Raw genomic sequence first — 19991 nt, 5'->3', positions numbered from 1 at the left:
AAAAGGTAGTTGAAGCTTTTATTAAACAATTCCAATACAGGTAAATCCAAAATCATTTTCGAAATAGTCTGTATAAGATAGTTTGATTAGTTTTGTAAACTTAAATATAACACATTCTTTTAGGAATACAATCAGTTAATCCGTTAATTACTTTGAACGACAAAAAGTCAATTTTATCCATAGCAAAGCGGACCCTTGAAATAGAGAGCAAGGCCATTGCAAATTTAATAGGTCTGTTGGACGACCATTTTGAACAAGCGGTTCAGCATATACTTGAATCCGATGGAAGAGTCGTAGTTTCCGGCATTGGTAAAAGCGCCATAATTGCATCAAAAATTGTAGCAACCTTAAATTCTACTGGCACACCTGCAATTTTTATGCATGCCGCCGATGCCATACACGGGGATTTGGGCACTATTCAACAAAATGATGTGGTCATATGCCTTTCTCAGAGCGGGAACACACCAGAAATTAAAGCCTTATTGCCCCTAATTAAGGCGGGCAACCACAAATTGATAGGAATTACAGGAAACATGGATTCCGTTTTAGCCAAACAAGCAGATTTTGTGCTCAACACCTACGTGGAGAAAGAGGCATGCCCCAATAATTTAGCACCCACAACCAGTACTTCGGCCCAAATGGCGGTCGGTGACGCACTGGCCATTTGTTTATTGGAGCTTAAAGGATTCAGCAGCACCGATTTTGCCAAGTACCATCCTGGTGGGGCTTTGGGCAAAAAATTATATTTACGGGTGGCCGATATTGTGCTCAACAATCAAAAACCGCAAGTGGACGTAAATACCAAAGTAAAGGATGTAATCGTCGAAATCTCCGAAAAAATGTTGGGTGTTACCGCCGTTATGGACAAGGACATAGTGGTAGGAATCGTTACCGATGGCGATGTTAGGAGGATGTTGAGCAAATACGACAATATAAGCGGACTTACCGCAAGGGACATCATGACCTCCAATCCCAAAACAATAGATGTGGATACTTTGGCCGTTAAGGCCCTTAAAATGTTACAAGAACAGAGCATATCGCAACTATTGGCCTTTGACGGTGATTCGTATGCCGGCGTAGTCCATATCCATAACCTTATAAACGAGGGAATCCTATAATGGCTAAAAAAGAGAGAAAAAACCCAGACGAAATGTCCTTTTTGGACCATTTGGAAGAATTGCGCTGGCACTTGGTCCGATCCACATTGGCCGTGGTCATAATAGCGTGTGTCGCCTTTGTTTTTAGAGGCTTTATTTTTGATACTATCTTGTTCGGCCCAAAGAACATGGACTTCCCAACCTATCAATTTTTCTGTAATATAGGAAAGTTGTTCGGGGTAGATTCGGAATTTTGTGGCGACGAAATCCCGTTTACCATTCAAAGTAGGTTGATGGCCGGTCAATTCTCCGCACATATCTGGACCTCTATCTGGGCGGGCGTAATTCTCGGATTTCCATATATTTTATGGGAGTTGTGGAAATTTATCAGCCCCGGACTCTACGAAAACGAAAGAAAACATTCAAAAGGGTTCATTATAACGGCTTCGGGATTGTTTTTCCTTGGTGTATTGTTCGGATACTACATTGTTGCCCCGCTTTCCATCAACTTTTTGGGGTCGTACCAGGTCAGTAAGGAAGTATTGAACGAAATCGACCTGGCTTCTTACATTGGAACGGTCAGGGCCTCCGTGATCGCTTGCGGGATCATGTTTGAGTTGCCCATTGTAATATTTTTCTTGACCAAAGTTGGACTGGTAACCCCCGAAATCCTCAAAAAGTATAGAAAAATAGCTTTGGTGATCATTCTGATTTTATCGGCGATCATTACCCCTCCCGATGTAACCAGCCAAATCATTGTATGTATTCCTGTATTGATTTTGTACCAGGTAAGCATATTTATATCAAAAATGGTAGTAAAAAGCGAAGCTAGAAAAGTAAAAGCTACAAAAAATGGCAAATAATAAAGTAGAAGAGTTCAATGCATATCGCGCCAAGATGAACGATAAGCTGCTCGCAGAGAACAACAAGCTCATAAAGCGTATCTTCAACCTGGACACCAACGCCTATATGGAAGGCGCACTGGATGTAAAGACCAAAGAATTATTGGGTCTGGTCGCCTCGGCCGTGCTGCGATGTGACGATTGCGTGAAATATCACCTCGAAAGCTCCAAAAATGCAGGGGCCAATAAAGAAGAAGTTATGGAAACGTTGGGCATAGCCACTTTGGTAGGCGGAACCATAGTGATTCCGCATTTACGACGAGCGTATGAGTTTTGGGAAGATTTGGAGGAGAGCGAAGCTTAAAAAAATCCAAAAGACCATTCACTAAAAAAAGAATATGTTTAGTTTTGGCAAATTCCTATGAAGCTACGCGCAGAAAATATTATGAAGGCCTATCGAGGCCGAAAAGTTGTCAAGGGCATATCGCTCGAGGTCAATCAGGGTGAAATTGTTGGACTATTGGGGCCCAATGGGGCAGGTAAGACCACATCGTTCTACATGATCGTGGGACTTATTAAACCGAATGGCGGAAACATCTACCTGGACAGTACGGATATCACTAGCTTCCCCATGTACAAAAGGGCACAGCATGGAATTGGCTATTTAGCCCAAGAAGCATCGGTCTTCCGAAAACTCAGCATAGAAAAAAATATATTGAGTGTGTTGCAGCTTACCAAATTGAGCAAAAAAGAACAACACATGAAGATGGAGTCCCTGATCGATGAATTTGGTCTGGGGCATATACGTAAAAACCGTGGGGATTTGCTGTCCGGGGGCGAACGTCGCCGTACCGAGATAGCCCGCGCACTGGCCACAGACCCTAAATTTATTTTATTGGACGAGCCCTTTGCAGGGGTTGACCCCGTTGCGGTAGAAGATATTCAGCGCATCGTGGCCCAATTAAAAAACAAGAACATTGGCATCCTGATCACCGACCATAATGTGCAGGAAACTTTGGCCATTACCGAACGCTCGTACTTAATGTTCGAAGGCGGCATTCTAAAGGCCGGAGTTCCCGAGGAACTTGCCGTTGACGAAATGGTCCGGAAAGTGTATCTGGGGCAAAACTTTGAACTTCGAAAAAAGAAGCTCGACTTTTAAGCTTATTTTTTATTTCTCTTTTTAAGCTCCACTTGAATGGTTGGAGAAAGGCGCGTTAAATGCTCAATAAATCGCATTTTATCCTTAGGTGAGATTACCGTCCTGCTGTATTTACCGTAGTATACTTCCAACCGGCTCAAAGATGCCGCAGGGGCACTGATCGGATTGTTCGATTCCACTATTCGTGTTATGTCCTTGATCGGTATATTCTTTTTGACCACAAATAAAGAGGTCACCGTTAATATTTCATCCGAAACTGTATAGGAAATGGAGAAAAAAAGAAGTACAAAGACCAGCATAATGGCAAACTGAATTATCACACCGATCAGACTACTCTCCCCAAAAGAACCAACTATCCCGATACCAAAAATCAATAGAACAGGCATCAATAGCTCTAGCCCCACTTTGGATGGATACACCACAGCTTCTGTGGAACCATCAAATACGTCCTTATGTTGTTTTTCCTCCTCCATCGATGAGAGACATCAAAATATAGATAAAGATAATCAAGGGTATTGCCAAAAAACGTAGGGTCAACAATAACACCAAACTCCCGATCAAGAACAAATATCGAATACCATTATCCTTAAAGCTTCCGTTCTTAAATTTTAGGGCAAACAATTTAATGGGAGAATTCAATAAATAGGTGCTGATCACTGTAATGATCACTAAAAACCATGGATTTAAGATAATGTTGTTCAAGGTTTCGTTATCGTGATACATAAGAATCATGGGCAGCGAAAGAATCAACAAAGCATTTGCGGGAGTAGGGAGACCAACAAAGGAAGAGACTTGGTTCTCGTCCACATTAAATTTGGCCAACCGGTACGCAGATGCCAATGTAATGGCAAAACCAACAAATGGCAATAAGGTCAGTTCGGCATCATGGCCAATAAACCCAAGGTTCCAGCCACCCCTTTCCGCCATACTCAATAGTTGAAACATAACCACCCCGGGCACAAGGCCACTGGTAATTACATCGGCCAAAGAATCCAACTGAATACCAATATCACTCTGCACATTTAATGCTCGGGCGGCCAAGCCATCAAAAAAATCGAAGAAAATCCCGATAAAAACAAAAAGTGCGGCCCACTCCAAGTGATTTAAAACAGCAAAAACTGTGGCGATACAGCCACTAAAAACATTAAGGAGCGTCAAAAAGTTGGGAATATAGGACTTCATGAAATTGGATTTGCGTAAAAATAATGGAAAAAATAAACTGTTGGCAACGTATGGTGGACCGAGTCGTTTTTATTTAGATATTTGCGCTGATAACGATCAGAATGAAAAAGATATTTCTTCTTTTATCTTTATTTCTCATTACAGGGAATTTTGTTTTCTCCCAAGCACCACAGCTATCGGAAAATTCCAAAGTAAGTCTTTTAACATGTGCAGGGGGCGATGTACTATATTATGCATTTGGACATAGCGCATTTCGGGTACAGGATTCGGTTTTAGGGATTGATGTTGTCTACAACTACGGTACTTTTGACTTTAACCAACCCAATTTTTATTTAAATTTTACCAAGGGAAGGATGATCTATTCCCTTTCCCGAAGAAGTTTTGAGTCGTTTTTGTTTGAATATGAGTTGGAAAAAAGATGGGTAAAAGAGCAAGTTCTAGATTTAAACCTTGAGCAACGCAACCAACTCCTTGCATTTTTTGAAGAAAACTATCTCCCCGAAAACCGAGATTACCTGTACGACCCTCTATTGAACAACTGCTCCAGTATTACCGGAGATATTTTAAAAGAACAATTTGGAGATGCTGTGGTATTCGATGGATCATATCTGGAGAAACGATATACTTTTCGGCAATTGGTAAGGCAATTCTTAAATGTAAATACCTGGTCCATGTTCGGCATAGACCTGGCCTTTGGATCCCCTGTGGACAGACAGGCAACCGTACAGGAACATATGTTCTTGCCCTACTATGCCATGGAACAACTACGACATACTACCCTGAACGGGAAACCCCTGGTCAAGAGGGAGCGCACCATTTTGGATTATAACGAACACTCGCAAAGTGGTTTTTTTCCGCTCTCTCCTTTGTTCTGGTTTATGTTGCTCTTGGCGTTTACGGCCATCATCACCTATTTCGACAACAAACATAAGGCACGAAGCCGCTGGTTGGACTTTACCCTGTTGTTCATTTCCGGATTGGCCGGCACCTTCCTTTTCTTGTTATGGGTAGCGGCAGATCACACCTCCACACCTTATAATTACAACATACTATGGGCTTTCCCGATAAATTTAGGAGTTGCGTTTGTATTCGTTTTTCAGGATAACATTCCAAAATGGGGCACAAAATATCTATGGTTTGCCCTAAGTTTGATAGTCCTTGTTCTTTTATTATGGATTATCAAAGTTCAGATTTTTTCACCTGTACTTATTCCTTTACTTTTGACCCTGGTCATCCGATACTTGTATATGATCAAGTATTCCAAATTGTAGATTGGCACTCAAAAAACACCCATGAACTTATTAACGGTCGAAAACATATCAAAATCCTATGGAGAACTGGTGCTCTTCTCGGATATTTCCTTTGGAATCAATAAAGACCAAAAGATTGCATTGATTGCCAAAAATGGAAGTGGAAAAACCTCTATTCTCAATATTATGTCGGGAAAGGATACCTCCGAAACCGGTCAGGTGACCACCCGCAAAGGCATTAAAGTCTCTTTTTTGGAACAAGAGCCGGACCTAAATCCCAACTTAACCATTGAACAGACCATATTTACCACGGATAACGAAATCCTAAAAGTAATTGCCGCATACGAAAAAGCGGTGGAAAACCCCGATAACGCAGACCAATACCAAAAGGCCTTCGAAGCAATGGAACGCCTTAATGCCTGGGATTTTGAAACCCAGTACAAGCAAATACTTTTCCAATTACAACTTTCCAACCTCGACGCTAAAGTAAGTACACTTTCGGGCGGACAAAAGAAGCGTTTGGCCCTGGCCAATGCCTTGCTCAACAAACCCGATTTGTTGATTTTGGACGAGCCGACCAACCACTTGGACCTAGAAATGATCGAATGGTTGGAGGCTTATTTTGCAAAAGAGAGCATTACGCTGTTTATGGTGACCCATGATCGATACTTTTTGGACAGGGTTTGTAACGAGATCATTGAATTGGACAATAACCAGCTTTACACCTATAAAGGCAACTATTCGTATTACCTTACCGAAAAAGAATCTCGATTGGAGCGCGAAGCAGTAGAGCAACAAAAGACCAAAATGCTCTACAAAAAAGAGCTGGATTGGATGCGAAGGCAACCCAAGGCCCGTACCACAAAATCCAAATCCCGTATCGATGATTTTGCAGAGATCAAAAAACGTGCACATCAACGCCGAACAGAGCACGAAGTCCAATTAGAGCTAAATATGGAGCGCTTGGGCAGTAAAATTTTAGAGCTTCATAACATTTCCAAATCATACGGAGATAAAAAAATACTGGACAAGTTCGACTACAACTTCACCAAAGGTGAACGGGTGGGCATTATTGGCAAGAACGGAACTGGAAAATCTACTTTTTTGAACATCATTACCCAAAACGAGGATGTAGATAACGGAAAGGTTGTGGTCGGGGACACTTTAAGATTTGGTTATTACACCCAAAAGGGAATTCCAGATAAGGATGGCCAAAAGGTTATTGACGTAATTCGAGAGTTTGGGGATTACATTCCTTTAAAAAAAGGACGACAGATTTCCGCACAACAATTATTGGAACGCTTTCTATTTGATCGTAAAAAACAATACGATTTTGTCGAGAAATTGAGCGGTGGTGAACGCAAACGATTGTATTTATGTACTGTCCTGATTCAAAATCCTAATTTTCTTATTCTGGATGAGCCCACCAACGATCTGGATATTGTTACACTTAATGTTCTGGAAAGTTTTTTGTTGGATTTTCCAGGCTGTTTGATCGTGGTTTCGCACGACCGTTATTTTATGGATAAAATCGTAGATCACCTCTTTGTTTTTCGAGGAGAAGGAGTTATTGAAGATTTCCCCGGAAACTATTCGGACTACCGAATCTACGAAAACAGCAAGGTAATCGAGGAACGGGAGAACAAAACAAACTCGACCGAAAAAACAGAAAATAATTGGAGGGACACCAGTGGGGGAAAACTTTCCTATTCGGAGCAAAAAGAATACAAACAATTGGAGAAGGACATTCAAAAATTGGAAGAGAAAAAGGTTGAGCTCCAGAACAAGTTCACCGACCCCGATTTGGATGGAGGCGAAATAGCCGATCTTTCCAAAGAGCTCAAAGAAATAACCGATACCATTGAACAAAAAACAGAACGTTGGTTCGAACTTTCTTCCATTTTAGAAGGATAAAGATGTGGTTTCGAGTTGTTTCATACCTAAAATTCTTAGTTAAATCCACAAATGAGCATGGCGTGCACTCCCCTTTTGTGTACAATTATGTGACCAAATGTCTTTATTCCAAAAAAAGACTCGACCGGAACAGGAGTATCAATATTTTGCTCAAGACCATAGCTTATTTCAAATTTGAAAGCATCTCAATACCGGACAAACCTGAAATCCAAGATTTGGTAAGACAACACTTTGGTGAAACTCAATTCGATAAAAAGATAATCCATCTTCTTTTTGTGGACGGATTGGATACTGCCTCCTTTAAAAAAATGTTTTCCGAAGAAACTTTGCGGAACAACAGTATTATTTTAATCGATTCCATTTATAAATGTAAAGAAAGTTTGAACCTATGGCACCGATTGATTGCCCAGCCCGAAATTACCGTGAGCATAGACATGTACCATTGTGGTCTTATATCCATACGCAGGGAACAGGTAAAGGAACATTTTACGATTCGAATTTAAAGCGGTAATTTTAGGTTATGGAAAATATTGCGACAGATAACACCATTTGGTACGTACTCGCTGTCTTGGGACTTATTTATCTGGTTGTTTTGTACAGAAACAAAAAAGCTACAAAACGAAGAAAGTCCCGAAAATTTATGGAGGGTAAACGCCAACACGACAAGAACAACAAACAATAATCAATTGACCATTATTAATAGCCAGAGATATTAGGTAAACATCCTTGACTACTGACTACTGACTACTGACTACTGACTACAGAAAAAATGAAGATCTACACCAAAACCGGAGATAAGGGAAAAACATCTTTATTTACCGGCACACGGGTACCCAAACACCACGTAAGAATAGAGAGTTATGGTACCATAGACGAACTCAACTCCTATTTGGGACTATTGCGCGATCAAGAAATGGATGTGCGCTCAAAACAAACATTGACCCAGATCCAAGAGAAATTATTTACCGTGGGTTCTATTTTGGCCACAGAGCCAAACAAGGACAATAGGTTAAAAATTCCGCGCATAAGTACCGGGGATATAGAATTTTTGGAGAAAGAAATGGACAAAATGAACGAAGCTCTTCCAGAAATGACACATTTTATACTTCCGGGAGGGCATACAACAGTGTCATACTGTCATATTGCGAGAACCGTTTGCCGCCGGGGGGAAAGATTGATTTCTTACTTACATGAAAATGAACCCGTACCGGACAACCTACTATCATACATTAACCGATTATCCGATTATTTGTTCGTATTGGCACGCAAATTGTCGAAGGATTTAAACGCGAAGGAAATAAAATGGATTCCCGAGAAATTGGACCAATAAATTCGCTTTTTTACCCTAATTGTTTTGTTAACCACAAAATAATTTTTAAATAATTGTGTTTTTACTTGACAAATTGGGTTTAAAAATTATTTTTGCAAAAAATTATAAATCAAACCGTTACTATGTACTGGACGTTAGAACTAGCTTCATATTTAAGTGATGCGCCTTGGCCAGCAACCAAAGACGAACTGATAGATTACGCGATTCGAACTGGAGCTCCCCTGGAAGTTGTAGAGAATTTACAATCTATGGAAGAAGAAGGAGGAGAAATATATGAGTCAATTGAGGAAATCTGGCCCGATTATCCCACCGAGGAAGATTACCTCTGGAACGAGGACGAATATTAAATCCTAAAAACACAAACCACATTAAAAAAGTCTCAATTGAGGCTTTTTTTTATGTAATTTTGACAGCCTAGCAAAAGAATTCCATCGTAATCCCATCAATGGAACAGCTTTTGACAATCAATAGAAAAAACATTTCATGAGTTTTATTAATTCCGTACTAAAGGTTTTTGTTGGAGACAAATCGGAGAAGGATGTAAAATCTTTACAGCCCTTGGTAAAAGAGATAAAATCCTTTGAGCAACAGCTAGAAGGCCTATCGCATGACGAACTTAGACAAAAAACAGTATCCTTTAAGGCCAAAATCGCCGAAGACTGTAAAGAAATAAACGATAAAATTGCCGAACTACAGGCAGAAGTGGAAAATTCTTCCGATATAGACCGTAACGAGGAAATCTATGCCGAAATAGACAAACTGAACGAGGAAGCCTACAAAATTTCCGAAAAAACGCTGAACGAGATACTTCCCGAAGCCTTTGCCGTAGTTAAGGAAACAGCTAAACGTTTTGCTGCCAACAAAACCATAACCGTTACTGCCAGCGAGTTTGACAGAGCATTATCCGGCGATAAGGATTATGTTTCCTTGGAAGGGGACAAGGCCGTTTGGCAAAATTCATGGGATGCCGCAGGAAAAGAGGTAACCTGGGATATGGTACATTACGATGTACAGCTAATAGGCGGTATTGCGCTACATCAAGGTAAAATTGCCGAGATGCAAACCGGTGAAGGTAAAACATTGGTCGCCACTCTCCCACTCTACTTAAATGCACTTGCAGGAAAAGGAGCGCATTTGGTAACGGTGAACGATTATCTTGCCAAAAGGGACAGTACTTGGATGGCACCTATTTTTGAGTTCCATGGCCTATCCGTAGATTGTATAGACAAGCACACGCCCAATTCCGACGGACGTAGAGCGGCTTACAACGCAGATATCACTTACGGAACAAATAACGAGTTTGGGTTTGATTACCTCCGCGACAATATGGCCCACACTCCAGATGATCTGGTACAGCGACCACACCATTACGCCATTGTGGATGAGGTAGATTCGGTATTGATAGATGATGCCCGTACCCCTTTGATCATTTCAGGACCCGTTCCCGAAGGCGATCGCCACGAGTTCAACGAACTAAAACCACAAGTAGCCAATATTGTACAACAACAGCGACAGCACCTTACCGGAGTACTGGCCGAGGCCAAAAAATTGATCAAGGAAGGAAACACCAAAGAAGGAGGGTTCCTTTTGCTTCGGGTACATCGTGGACTACCAAAAAATAAGGCCCTTATTAAGTTTTTGAGTGAAGAAGGAGTAAAACAGCTGCTTCAGAAAACCGAAAACTTTTACATGCAGGACAACAATAGGGAAATGCCAAAAGTGGATGAGGACCTATTGTTTGTAATCGATGAAAAAAACAACCAGATCGAGTTGACCGATAAAGGAGTGGAATCCATTTCCACCGATCAGGACAAAGAGTTTTTTGTGATGCCAGATATTGGCAGTGAAATAGCAAAAATCGAAAACCAAGGGCTGGAAATCGAAAAAGAAGCTGAGCTCAAAGAAGAACTTTTCAAGGATTTTGCCGTAAAAAGCGAACGTATCCATACCATGACCCAGTTGTTGAAAGCCTATACCCTATTCGAAAAAGATGTGGAGTATGTGGTAATGAACAATAAGGTAATGATCGTGGACGAGCAAACGGGCCGTATTATGGACGGGCGTAGATACTCGGACGGACTCCACCAAGCCATCGAGGCCAAGGAGAACGTAAAAATCGAAGCCATGACCCAGACTTTTGCCACCATTACCCTCCAGAACTACTTTAGAATGTACAACAAGCTTTCTGGTATGACAGGTACAGCGGTGACGGAAGCAGGAGAATTTTGGGAAATCTACGAGTTGGATGTAATGGAAATTCCCACCAACAGACCCATTGCCCGAGACGATAGGCACGATTTGATCTATAAGACCAAGCGAGAAAAATATAACGCCATTATAGAAGAGGTTACAAAACTATCTCAAGCAGGACGACCTGTATTGATCGGTACCACCTCTGTAGAAATATCCGAATTACTGTCCAAATTGTTGAGTGTTCGTAAAGTGCCCCACAATGTGCTGAACGCAAAACTACATAAAAAAGAAGCCGATATCGTGGCAGAAGCCGGTAAAGGTGGCGTGGTAACGATAGCAACCAATATGGCCGGTAGGGGTACGGATATTAAATTATCTCCAGAAGTAAAAGAGGCCGGAGGTTTGGCGATCATCGGTACAGAACGCCACGATTCCAGACGTGTGGACCGACAGTTAAGAGGTCGTTCCGGTCGCCAAGGAGACCCGGGAAGTTCACAGTTCTACGTGTCTTTGGAAGACAATTTAATGCGATTGTTCGGATCGGACCGTGTGGCCAAAATGATGGACCGTATGGGCTTGGAAGATGGAGAAGTGATTCAGCACTCCATGATGACCAAATCCATTGAGCGTGCCCAGAAAAAAGTGGAGGAGAACAACTTTGGTATCCGTAAACGTTTGTTGGAGTATGATGATGTAATGAACGCCCAACGTGAGGTCATCTACAAGAGAAGAAGGCACGCATTGGAAGGTGAGCGCTTAAAAGTGGATATCGCCAATATGATCTACGATACCTGTGAAGCTATCGCCGAGACCAACAAAATGGCGGATGACTACAAAAACTTTGAGTTCGAGCTCATCAAATATTTCTCCATTACATCACCGATCAATGAAGAGGAATTCAAGAAAATGAGCTTTCAGCAAATTGCCACTAAAGTCAACGATGAGGCCTATAAGTACTACAAAGAAAAAATGGAACGTAGCGCCACGGTCGCCTTCCAGGTCATCAAAAAAGTATATGAAGATGAGGCCAACAAATTTGAACGTATTGTAGTTCCCTTTACGGACGGCATCAAATCCTTGAACGTTGTTACCAATTTGGAAAAGGCGTACAATACCGATGGAAAACAGTTGATCACGGATTTTGAGAAGAACATCACATTGGCCATCATCGATGATTCGTGGAAAACGCATTTGCGTAAAATGGACGAATTAAAACAGTCCGTACAATTGGCGGTTCACGAGCAAAAAGACCCCTTGTTGATCTATAAGTTCGAAGCATTTGAACTTTTCAAGGAAATGATGGACAAGGTGAACAAAGAAGTCATCTCGTTCCTCTTCAAAGGCGAATTGCCTTCCGAAAACACCAATCAAATCCAGGAAGCTCGAACAGTTCGCAGGCCCAAAGAAAAACTTCAAACAACAAAAGAAGAGATTCCTAACAGCGATGAGCTTGCAGCACAGAACAGGGCCGCAGGACAAACACAGGGTCAAAGACCGCAAATAACCGAGACCATTGTGCGGGAAAAACCAAAAATTGGGCGAAACGAAAGGGTCACCATTAAAAACGTGATGTCCGGTGAAAGCAAAACAGTGAAATTCAAACAGGCTGAACCCCTGATAGATAAAGGAGAATGGGTACTGGTCAACGACTAAAAAACCCGTCTAAAAAACCACAAAGTGGCAGTTAATATAGCTGCCACTTTTTTTATATAAAAAACATAATTAGATTTACAGCAATAAACACCCCATTAAGCTACCTTTTTGCAAGCATATTCAACTTTAGGCAATAGAGGGACATTCACGCACAGCATATGAGAATTCCTAATAAGGATACATACAGATTACAAGATAAGATTGATTTGATACTAAAGGTAAATTACAACTCATCCTTCTTTGCTGCCGTTTTTGGCTTGGTCTGCTATTTCTTTTTGGATATAGATGGAGTTATCACCTATACCTTTATAGGTTATGCCGCAATCAACTTAACAAACACACTTTTATACCGGCAGCATAAAAATTTGGTGCTGACCTATAATTTTACATCTATCCTCTCCATGATCGGTGCCATTGTGATCACCATGTACAGTGGAGGGATTCAAAGCCCCTTTATTTTTGTTCTCGCCATTATCGTTTTTGCAGGATATGTAACCACTAAGGTTTTCGGCCAGTTATATCTAATAATCAATCTGGCCGTGCTCACTTTGCTCTTTCTCTATGATACCGGTGATTTCAGAATTTCGGAAAATACCGTTCCAATGCAGTCAAGGAGCTGGTTCGCCTATTTAAGTGCCGTTTTTGCAGTATATCTTTTGGGAGGTGTCTTTGGCAAGAATTTACTCAGGGCCCACCATCGCCTGTACAAATCCAGAAACGAAATTCAAGACCGTATTGCAGAAAAGGAGACTTTGTTAAAAGAAGTGCACCACCGGGTAAAAAACAATCTTCAAACGGTTTCCAGTCTGTTGAGCCTACAGTCCAGGGCAATCGACGATGACAAGATCAGTAATATCATCAAAAGCAGTCAAAATCGTGTGGTATCCATGGCCATGGTACACGAGATGCTGTACAAGCGAGACGATTATCTTTCAAAAATAGAATTAAAACCATACGTACAAGAACTTTGTGATTATCTGGTACGTTCGGTAAAGGGAAGCGGTACCGATGTAAAGGTAGATTTAGATATTAAAAACTATAAATTAAGTATCGATACCATAATCCCCCTTGGACTTATAATCAACGAAACCATTACCAATGCCTTAAAATATGGTATTGCAGGGGTCCAGGATGGGGAAATCCACGTATCTGTGGACAAAATTGGCGATAACCGTTATAAAATGTACTTAGGGGACAATGGTATTGGATATTCCGAGGAAATCAATCCAAAAACTTCCAATTCACTCGGTTTAAAACTGATTTACAATTTGGCCCGGCAGCTTAGAGGGTCAATTACCAGGGATTACGCAAAACAGGGAACACATTACTCCATTGAGTTTGAAGAAGTAATCGAGCAGTTCAACTCGGTAGATCACTAGGGTATTTATATAAAAAGGTCGGTAAAACCGACCTCTTCATTATTTTTCTTCTCTAAAGTTTCTCTTTCTAAGATTTCCTTTGTCTAAAGGAGAATGCTATGGTCGCTAGAACAAACGCAACACCAAAAATCAAAATAAAAGGAATTATAAATGCAAACATGGTGATTAGGCCAATTTAGACTTGTTTCTTTTTGTTTTAAAAGAAAGTTCTTTTTTGATACGTGAGTTCTTAAACTTGTACAATCTTACCATTTGTCTATCCTTTCTGATGCTATTGTTGATTTCTATGTTCAACTCAACACCTTCAGTGATAACATCCACTTTAGTTTCTTTGGAAATGTTCTGGGCAGATGCCATAGTTCCGAAAAAAGCGATTGCGATGATGGTGAAAATTGTCTTCATAGTTCCGATTGTTTTACGATGTAAAATTACTTTCGCAAACAAGCTTAACTGGATTTCCATCGGTCAATGACATTTTTCCGTCGGTGAATATTTTTTTTTCAGATAAAGTGCATTTTATCCTCGACAACGGTTTTTAAGGTCAAAAACAACATACCGAACGCATGTGCATTTCATCGATGATTTCGCTTTTAGCTCCATTGCAACTTACTGAGGACCAATAAGTTATTTGTAGGAAAAAGATTATATTTTTAGTATGATGCGTAAGAAATAACAACATTGTTCTGTAATCCTGAACTTATCTACAAACTACCCAACTGTGAAGTAAATTAAAGCGATTAACATTTTTTAACGCCTTTTTCAGTAATAGTTCCTATCTTATTACAACTAAACAAGAAACTAAAATGAACATTGTGAAAACTACATTTCTGACCCTGTTAATTTTGGCTTCCTTAAGTTGCCAATCCAAAACCAAATCCGATAATCAGGAAATTGCACAAAAAGAACAAATCACACATTCAGTAAAAACAAGTTTAAGTGCCGACCAACTTAAAAATTATGAGACGGCCTACTTTGCAAGTGGGTGCTTTTGGTGCGTTGAAGCTATTTTTGAAAGTGTAAAGGGTGTTAAAGAAGTGTATTCCGGGTATTCGGGCGGGACGGAGAAAAACCCGACCTACGAGCAAGTTTCTTATGGTAGAACCTCCCATGCCGAGGCCGTGGAAATATATTACGACCCAAAAATAATATCGTTTACCCAACTGGTACAGGTGTTTTTTGGTTCGCACGACCCAACCACCCTAAACCGACAGGGACCCGACCGTGGCGCACAATACCGTTCCATTGCTTTTTATAAAAACGAAAAGGAGAAGAAAATCATCAAAGATTACATTGGTGCACTGGAGGCCGAAAATGTTTATGGCGAACGCACCATTGTGACCGAAGTAAAGGTTTTTGATAAATTCTACAGAGCGGAAGAATACCATCAGGATTATGAGAGGCGTAATCCGAACAACAGTTACATCCGTAATGTTTCGGTTCCCAGATTGAACCGTTTCAAGGAAAACTTTCAGTCTTATTTAAAGGAAGATGCTCATTAAGCGATGGGTGGGGGATAGTTGGCCGGCCAATGTTAGAAGAAAATAAATTGGATTGAGACTGCCTTGTTGGTATAGGTGATTCTATTTAATGGTAGTACGACAAAAATCAGTCCTTGAGAACCACCTCACTGAATTTAGAATTGATTTTGATGGTCTTGCCATCTTGCTTATGGATATTATAGCCCGTATGTAAATTTCCACCGTACTTTTTTGTAGAACTCAATTTTAACGTTTCTGGGTATTTGAACCCAGACGTGTTCTCGTTCACAGTAATAACATAAGCAGTTTGGGGCAGTTTACAATCCAGTTCACCATTTTCCATAGAGATATCCACTGAATTAAAACTATCGGCTATTCCATCTATTTGCAATAAGCCAAAGGTATTGGTGACCATGGCCTTACTGGCCAATCTACCGATCACCACATTGGACGAAACGGATTTGAGCTTTAGTTCGTTCACCTCTTTTAGATTAACCTTTTCCGAATAGTCGGTACTTAAGCTACCGTAGTTCCAGTTTTTAACCGTTACCGGGGAATATGATACCCGTATGTCGGTGTTTGCCCCATCTATTGTGGAGGCCAGCAAGCTTGCGTAAGACAAGCTTGCATTGATGTTTTTGGCATTCTCCGCCAATTTTACCTCCCCGTGGCGTACATTCATGTTCAGTTTAATGTACTTGGGCATTTTAATGATTATTCGTTTTTTGACTTTGTACTCTTTATGTTTTCCATCGGAAGAGAAGTAGAACACATTTGGGCTTCCATGTATGGTTCGGGCTTCCTCTCTGAGTTGTTTTCTCAGCTCCGCCTGTTCTGCCCGTAACTCTTCCCGCTGCGCACGCATTTCCTCGCGTTGTTCGCGCAATCTTTCGTGCATCTCTTCTCGAACTTTTTCGCGTTCTTCCCTCATTTTCTCCCGCTCTTCACGTAATTCCTCTCTTTGGGCATCGCGTTCCTCCGCCATTTTTTCCATCTCTTTGCCCCATTCCTCAAAACGCTCTTTATATTCCTTATCGAATGTTTTATCGAACTCCTTTTTCCATTCCTTCATATACTTATCCCCGTCTTTCTTAAAAGCATCGTAATCAAATTCGATGGGCGGCAGGGGAGGCAAGGGCGGCATAGAGGGTATCATTGCAATTTCTGGGATAATAATTTCCGGGATTTCCACATGCTCAATGATCTCAGCTACCGAGGGAATATCGGGAATATCTATGTTTACTGTCCTAAAATCAAATGCATAGGGGCTAGCTCCTTGGGTACTGATCTCAATTTCCTGGCTGTTCCCCATAATTTTTACCCGATCTTTATCAAAATATGACTGTGCTTCGTCATCTGCCACACCTTCCAATTCGATTACGGCGGTAATTTCGACCTGATCTTTGTTCCAAGTCTCAAATTCAATATCGGCGTAACTGGTACTAATATTGATTTCGGTATCCTTGTTTACATTAAAGGTTTCCTTGTAGGTTTTGGAATTTTCTTGCGCATGGCAGGAGAACCCGACCATGGCAAGAAGCAATCCACTAAACAATATTTGATGATTCCTGTTCATTTTTTGATGATTTTAATTGATTCAACTTTGATTTTAATTTTTGCAGCAACTGCAGCCTTAGTTGTAAATTATTGATCAAGGCGCTTATGGTTTGATCATTGGGTCCCAATTGGTTCAGCTCCGCGTTCAGTCTTTGGTATTCCGTGTTGAGTTCCGCCAAACGATCCATATAACTCTCCACCAACTCTTTATTTCCTGGGTCATCGGCCAAATCGGCCAATTGCAAATTAATATTGGTTGTGTAATAGGTCTCGATTTTTTTAAGATCCGGCGATAAATCCCCCAGTGAGATACCTTGCCTTTCTTTGCCAGCATTCTCTCGATCCACAACCGTTACCTTTTCTACAGGATCAACCGGTGTATCATTAAAATAAAATAAAGCCAATCCCAAGATTATTACAACAGATGCCGCAATCTGCATCCAAAGGGAGATAACCTTTTTCTTGGGTGGAACCTGGGGCAGTTCCTCTTCCAGCTTCGCAAAAAATCGGTCTTCATGCCCTTGCTTCATTTGGAAGTGTCTCCGCTCCCTCTCTTTTTCGAACATTTTTCTAAGATCACGTGCCATAAGCCATATCTTTTAATTTTTCCTTTAATTGTGCCTTTCCCCTGAGCAATCGGGTTCTGGATGCCGTTTCGGTAATTGCCAATATTTTCGATATCTCCGAATGGTCGTACCCTTCTACCAAAAACAACTGGACAACATATTTATATTTGGATGGCAGTTCCTCGATGGCCTGATTTACCTGTTCCATGGAAATACCTTCTTCTACAGACCAATCATCTTCCTCTGCCACTTGCAGATAACTTTCGTTCAGCTCCACCGTTCGCTGGTGTTTCGATTTTAAATAATCGATACTCCCGTTCACCACAATTCGCTTTAACCAGGCCCCAAAAGTGACATCTCCCTTAAATTGACCAATTCGTTGAAAAGCTTTTATGAACGAATCCTGCAGCACATCTTCAGCATCGTCCGTGTTCTTAAGAAAGCGCATGGCCACGCAGAACATGCCATCGCAATACTGACGGTACAGTTGCATCTGTGCATTGCGGTCGTTGGCCTTGCACTTTTCAACGAGCTCAATATGGAGCGTACTCGGTTCTATGTTTGGTTTTTTAGTTGTTACTGTAATAAGGACGATGCAAAAATTGCAACGTTGCAAATTAGGGTGTTTTTGATTTAATTTTAACAAAAAAGCCCCGTCGATTATCATCAACAGGGCTCATAATTAAAAAGTTACTTAATTTATTCGTCCATCAATAAATTTAAGTGAACGGTAATATTATCTCTTGTGGCCTTGCTGTACGGGCACATTTCGTGAGCTTCATTAATAATGGTCTCCCCCATTTCCTTATCCACAGTGGGCAAATAGGTGTCCAAAGTAACCTCAAGAAAAAAACCTTCTTCCTCTTTGTTCAATACTACGATAGCAGTTACACTAAAATCGCCCAAATCTTCCACTTTATGCATTTTTGCAACGGCCTCTACAGCTCCGGCATAACATGTGGAGTAAGCCGCGGCAAACAGTTCTTCGGGATTTGTGGATTTAGGATCAGGTTTACCATTGGAATTGGGCATACTGATATCAAAATCCAAAACGCCGTCCTCACTCGTTACATGTCCTGCTCTTCCCCCTGTATTGGTGGCCTTGGCCTCAAAAATAGTCTTCATCTTTTAAAATGTTTATAGGTTCGTAAAAAACCGGCACCGGTTCGGTGCTCGATCATTTTACGAATAAGGTACCAAATTGTAGGCGTAAGTCCGATTAATTGGATATTAAATTTTTGTGAAATGGGTAAACCAAAAAGTAATCGCAATTCCTTTTGTGAGTTCACTTAAACCCGCAAAATCTTTATAAATTCGTACAAACATTAGAAACGTACTCTTGGCAGACGATAATAAGACACCCGTGGACACTATTTCCAGAATTAAGGCGCTCAGAAAACAAGAACTTTCTGCCGATGTCTTGGCCCAAGGTATTTTTAATGGAAACAAGGCCATGCTTGCCAAGGCCATAACGCTGTTGGAAAGCACAAGACCAGCGCATTTTGAAAAAGCCAATACCGTAATTGAAAAATGCTTGGCCCGACCTACGAACAGCATTCGTTTAGGAATCACAGGGGTTCCCGGAGTGGGCAAAAGCTCCTTTATCGAATCTTTGGGAACAACCTTGACCGAACAGGGCAACAAAGTAGCCGTTCTCGCCGTAGACCCTACGAGCTCATTGAGCAAAGGAAGTATTTTGGGGGACAAAACCCGAATGGAAACTTTGGCCAAAGATTCGAATGCTTTTATCCGCCCATCACCATCCGGAACATCCTTGGGCGGTGTTGCGCAAAAGACCCGAGAAAGTATTATTCTTTGTGAAGCCGCTGGCTACAATGTTATTTTGGTAGAAACCGTTGGTGTTGGACAAAGCGAAATTGCCGTTCACAGTATGGTCGATTTTTTCCTTTTATTGAAATTATCTGGTGCAGGCGACGAGCTACAGGGTATAAAACGGGGCATTATGGAAATGGCCGATGCCATTGCCATCAACAAAGCGGATGGCAGCAATTTGGAACATGCCAAGCTGGCCATGACAGAGTTTTCCAGAGCCTTACATCTTTACCCTCCAAAAGCTAATGGGTGGACACCCAAAGTAATGAAGTGTTCCGCAATGGAGAAAACAGGAATTGAAGAAATCTGGGAAATGGTGCAGCGATTTGTAGAGCACAATAGGAAAAATGGCTTTTTTGAAAAGAATCGACAACTCCAAAACAAAAACTGGTTCCTTCAGACCGTGGACGAATACATCAAACAATTTTTCCATCAAAAAGAAACCTTTAAAAAAGAACAGGCCAAGTTATTGACAGAGATTGAGGAACATAAAATCTCTCCATTCTACGCCGCAAAAATCCTATTGGACAAGATTACCGAGGAACTTTAAATAAA

Annotated in this window: 21 protein-coding genes; 14 read left to right on the top strand and 7 right to left on the bottom strand. The window is 41.1% G+C overall.

What is annotated here, in order from left to right; all coding sequences use genetic code 11:
* The first annotated feature begins 152 nt into the window (after nt 1-152).
* From AB9K32_RS10135 to lptB, 4 genes are read left to right on the top strand one after another with little or no spacing between them, the layout of a single operon-like run.
* Nucleotides 153-1118, top strand: a complete 966-nt coding sequence (locus tag AB9K32_RS10135; protein ID WP_338193586.1) for an SIS domain-containing protein — start codon at nt 153-155, stop codon at nt 1116-1118.
* On the top strand, nt 1118-1960 hold the full coding sequence (gene tatC / locus AB9K32_RS10130; protein ID WP_224835141.1) for a twin-arginine translocase subunit TatC: 843 nt from the start codon (nt 1118-1120) through the stop codon (nt 1958-1960). Before AB9K32_RS10135 ends, tatC begins: the two co-directional genes overlap by 1 nt.
* Nucleotides 1950-2303, top strand: a complete 354-nt coding sequence (locus AB9K32_RS10125; protein WP_224835142.1) for a carboxymuconolactone decarboxylase family protein — start codon at nt 1950-1952, stop codon at nt 2301-2303. The genes tatC and AB9K32_RS10125 overlap by 11 nt, the downstream gene beginning before the upstream one ends.
* A gap of 57 nt (nt 2304-2360) precedes the next feature.
* Nucleotides 2361-3101, top strand: a complete 741-nt coding sequence (gene lptB / locus AB9K32_RS10120) for an LPS export ABC transporter ATP-binding protein (protein WP_127024769.1) — start codon at nt 2361-2363, stop codon at nt 3099-3101.
* A gap of 2 nt (nt 3102-3103) precedes the next feature.
* Here lptB and AB9K32_RS10115 read toward each other — a convergent pair whose 3' ends face one another.
* Both AB9K32_RS10115 and AB9K32_RS10110 read right to left on the bottom strand, forming a co-directional pair.
* Nucleotides 3104-3574 (bottom strand): PH domain-containing protein, encoded by a 471-nt coding sequence (locus tag AB9K32_RS10115; RefSeq protein ID WP_369885099.1) that lies wholly within the window; start codon nt 3572-3574, stop codon nt 3104-3106.
* Nucleotides 3552-4283 carry a phosphatidylcholine/phosphatidylserine synthase gene (locus AB9K32_RS10110; RefSeq protein ID WP_224835144.1) on the bottom strand — a complete coding sequence of 244 codons (732 nt, stop codon included), beginning with the start codon at nt 4281-4283 and terminating at the stop codon, nt 3552-3554. The genes AB9K32_RS10115 and AB9K32_RS10110 overlap by 23 nt, the downstream gene beginning before the upstream one ends.
* 101 nt (nt 4284-4384) lie before the next feature.
* Here AB9K32_RS10110 and AB9K32_RS10105 point away from each other — a divergent pair, with 101 nt between their 5' ends.
* The 8 genes from AB9K32_RS10105 to AB9K32_RS10070 all read left to right on the top strand — a co-directional run bounded on the left by AB9K32_RS10105 (nt 4385) and on the right by AB9K32_RS10070 (nt 14002).
* Nucleotides 4385-5554, top strand: a complete 1170-nt coding sequence (locus tag AB9K32_RS10105) for a DUF4105 domain-containing protein (protein WP_369885098.1) — start codon at nt 4385-4387, stop codon at nt 5552-5554.
* 21 nt (nt 5555-5575) lie between these two features.
* Complete coding sequence (locus tag AB9K32_RS10100; RefSeq protein WP_224835146.1) at nt 5576-7447, top strand: ABC-F family ATP-binding cassette domain-containing protein; 1872 nt, start codon at nt 5576-5578, stop codon at nt 7445-7447.
* Between the two features lie 62 nt (nt 7448-7509).
* Nucleotides 7510-7950 (top strand): hypothetical protein, encoded by a 441-nt coding sequence (locus AB9K32_RS10095; RefSeq protein ID WP_224835147.1) that lies wholly within the window; start codon nt 7510-7512, stop codon nt 7948-7950.
* 17 nt (nt 7951-7967) lie between these two features.
* Nucleotides 7968-8129 carry a hypothetical protein gene (locus AB9K32_RS10090; protein ID WP_224835148.1) on the top strand — a complete coding sequence of 54 codons (162 nt, stop codon included), beginning with the start codon at nt 7968-7970 and terminating at the stop codon, nt 8127-8129.
* An 87-nt stretch (nt 8130-8216) separates the two neighbouring features.
* On the top strand, nt 8217-8777 hold the full coding sequence (locus AB9K32_RS10085; RefSeq protein WP_224835149.1) for a cob(I)yrinic acid a,c-diamide adenosyltransferase: 561 nt from the start codon (nt 8217-8219) through the stop codon (nt 8775-8777).
* Between the two features lie 122 nt (nt 8778-8899).
* Nucleotides 8900-9124 (top strand): DUF2795 domain-containing protein, encoded by a 225-nt coding sequence (locus AB9K32_RS10080; protein ID WP_013551418.1) that lies wholly within the window; start codon nt 8900-8902, stop codon nt 9122-9124.
* Nucleotides 9125-9260: 136 nt separating this feature from the next.
* The gene (secA, locus tag AB9K32_RS10075; protein ID WP_252079199.1) at nt 9261-12623 is read left to right on the top strand and encodes a preprotein translocase subunit SecA; all 3363 of its coding nucleotides are present in this window, start codon (nt 9261-9263) and stop codon (nt 12621-12623) included.
* Between the two features lie 158 nt (nt 12624-12781).
* Nucleotides 12782-14002 carry a sensor histidine kinase gene (locus tag AB9K32_RS10070; protein ID WP_369885097.1) on the top strand — a complete coding sequence of 407 codons (1221 nt, stop codon included), beginning with the start codon at nt 12782-12784 and terminating at the stop codon, nt 14000-14002.
* 165 nt (nt 14003-14167) lie between these two features.
* On the opposite strand, the gene AB9K32_RS10065 is transcribed toward AB9K32_RS10070, so the two are convergent.
* On the bottom strand, nt 14168-14404 hold the full coding sequence (locus tag AB9K32_RS10065) for a hypothetical protein (RefSeq protein WP_224835152.1): 237 nt from the start codon (nt 14402-14404) through the stop codon (nt 14168-14170).
* Nucleotides 14405-14805: 401 nt separating this feature from the next.
* Here AB9K32_RS10065 and msrA point away from each other — a divergent pair, with 401 nt between their 5' ends.
* Nucleotides 14806-15501, top strand: a complete 696-nt coding sequence (msrA, locus tag AB9K32_RS10060) for a peptide-methionine (S)-S-oxide reductase MsrA (RefSeq protein WP_224835153.1) — start codon at nt 14806-14808, stop codon at nt 15499-15501.
* A gap of 106 nt (nt 15502-15607) precedes the next feature.
* On the opposite strand, the gene AB9K32_RS10055 is transcribed toward msrA, so the two are convergent.
* From AB9K32_RS10055 to AB9K32_RS10040, 4 genes are all read right to left on the bottom strand, one after another.
* Entirely contained in the window at nt 15608-17056 is a 1449-nt protein-coding gene (locus AB9K32_RS10055) for a hypothetical protein (protein ID WP_224835154.1), read from the bottom strand.
* Nucleotides 17028-17624: a hypothetical protein gene (locus tag AB9K32_RS10050; protein WP_369885096.1), complete on the bottom strand. Its 597-nt coding sequence runs from the start codon at nt 17622-17624 to the stop codon at nt 17028-17030. The genes AB9K32_RS10055 and AB9K32_RS10050 overlap by 29 nt, the downstream gene beginning before the upstream one ends.
* The gene (locus AB9K32_RS10045; RefSeq protein ID WP_224835649.1) at nt 17614-18096 is read right to left on the bottom strand and encodes an RNA polymerase sigma factor; all 483 of its coding nucleotides are present in this window, start codon (nt 18094-18096) and stop codon (nt 17614-17616) included. The genes AB9K32_RS10050 and AB9K32_RS10045 overlap by 11 nt, the downstream gene beginning before the upstream one ends.
* 206 nt (nt 18097-18302) lie before the next feature.
* On the bottom strand, nt 18303-18728 hold the full coding sequence (locus AB9K32_RS10040; RefSeq protein ID WP_369885095.1) for an Ohr family peroxiredoxin: 426 nt from the start codon (nt 18726-18728) through the stop codon (nt 18303-18305).
* 214 nt (nt 18729-18942) lie between these two features.
* Between AB9K32_RS10040 and meaB the strand changes: the two genes are divergently transcribed.
* Nucleotides 18943-19986, top strand: coding sequence for a methylmalonyl Co-A mutase-associated GTPase MeaB (gene meaB, locus AB9K32_RS10035; protein ID WP_369885094.1), 1044 nt, complete (start codon nt 18943-18945; stop codon nt 19984-19986).
* Nucleotides 19987-19991 lie beyond the last annotated feature (5 nt).

This window comes from Allomuricauda sp. XS_ASV26 (assembly GCF_041224615.1).
GTDB lineage: Bacteria > Bacteroidota > Bacteroidia > Flavobacteriales > Flavobacteriaceae > Flagellimonas > Flagellimonas alginolytica.
The sequence above is the reverse complement of the archived record's forward strand: the minus strand, read 5'-3'. Positions and strand labels throughout refer to the sequence as shown.

Excerpts from the sequence above, each read along its gene's own strand:
- lptB (WP_127024769.1), top strand. The coding sequence starts at position 2,361 with ATGAAGCTACGCGCAGAAAATATTATGAAGGCCTATCGAGGCCGAAAA.
- AB9K32_RS10115 (WP_369885099.1), bottom strand. The coding sequence starts at position 3,574 with ATGGAGGAGGAAAAACAACATAAGGACGTATTTGATGGTTCCACAGAA.
- AB9K32_RS10045 (WP_224835649.1), bottom strand. The coding sequence starts at position 18,096 with ATGCAACTGTACCGTCAGTATTGCGATGGCATGTTCTGCGTGGCCATG.
- AB9K32_RS10065 (WP_224835152.1), bottom strand. The coding sequence starts at position 14,404 with ATGAAGACAATTTTCACCATCATCGCAATCGCTTTTTTCGGAACTATG.
- AB9K32_RS10050 (WP_369885096.1), bottom strand. The coding sequence starts at position 17,624 with ATGGCACGTGATCTTAGAAAAATGTTCGAAAAAGAGAGGGAGCGGAGA.
- secA (WP_252079199.1), top strand. The coding sequence starts at position 9,261 with ATGAGTTTTATTAATTCCGTACTAAAGGTTTTTGTTGGAGACAAATCG.
- AB9K32_RS10080 (WP_013551418.1), top strand. The coding sequence starts at position 8,900 with ATGTACTGGACGTTAGAACTAGCTTCATATTTAAGTGATGCGCCTTGG.
- AB9K32_RS10110 (WP_224835144.1), bottom strand. The coding sequence starts at position 4,283 with ATGAAGTCCTATATTCCCAACTTTTTGACGCTCCTTAATGTTTTTAGT.
- msrA (WP_224835153.1), top strand. The coding sequence starts at position 14,806 with ATGAACATTGTGAAAACTACATTTCTGACCCTGTTAATTTTGGCTTCC.
- AB9K32_RS10070 (WP_369885097.1), top strand. The coding sequence starts at position 12,782 with ATGAGAATTCCTAATAAGGATACATACAGATTACAAGATAAGATTGAT.
- tatC (WP_224835141.1), top strand. The coding sequence starts at position 1,118 with ATGGCTAAAAAAGAGAGAAAAAACCCAGACGAAATGTCCTTTTTGGAC.
- AB9K32_RS10125 (WP_224835142.1), top strand. The coding sequence starts at position 1,950 with ATGGCAAATAATAAAGTAGAAGAGTTCAATGCATATCGCGCCAAGATG.
- AB9K32_RS10040 (WP_369885095.1), bottom strand. The coding sequence starts at position 18,728 with ATGAAGACTATTTTTGAGGCCAAGGCCACCAATACAGGGGGAAGAGCA.
- AB9K32_RS10105 (WP_369885098.1), top strand. The coding sequence starts at position 4,385 with ATGAAAAAGATATTTCTTCTTTTATCTTTATTTCTCATTACAGGGAAT.
- AB9K32_RS10100 (WP_224835146.1), top strand. The coding sequence starts at position 5,576 with ATGAACTTATTAACGGTCGAAAACATATCAAAATCCTATGGAGAACTG.
- AB9K32_RS10085 (WP_224835149.1), top strand. The coding sequence starts at position 8,217 with ATGAAGATCTACACCAAAACCGGAGATAAGGGAAAAACATCTTTATTT.
- AB9K32_RS10090 (WP_224835148.1), top strand. The coding sequence starts at position 7,968 with ATGGAAAATATTGCGACAGATAACACCATTTGGTACGTACTCGCTGTC.
- AB9K32_RS10055 (WP_224835154.1), bottom strand. The coding sequence starts at position 17,056 with ATGAACAGGAATCATCAAATATTGTTTAGTGGATTGCTTCTTGCCATG.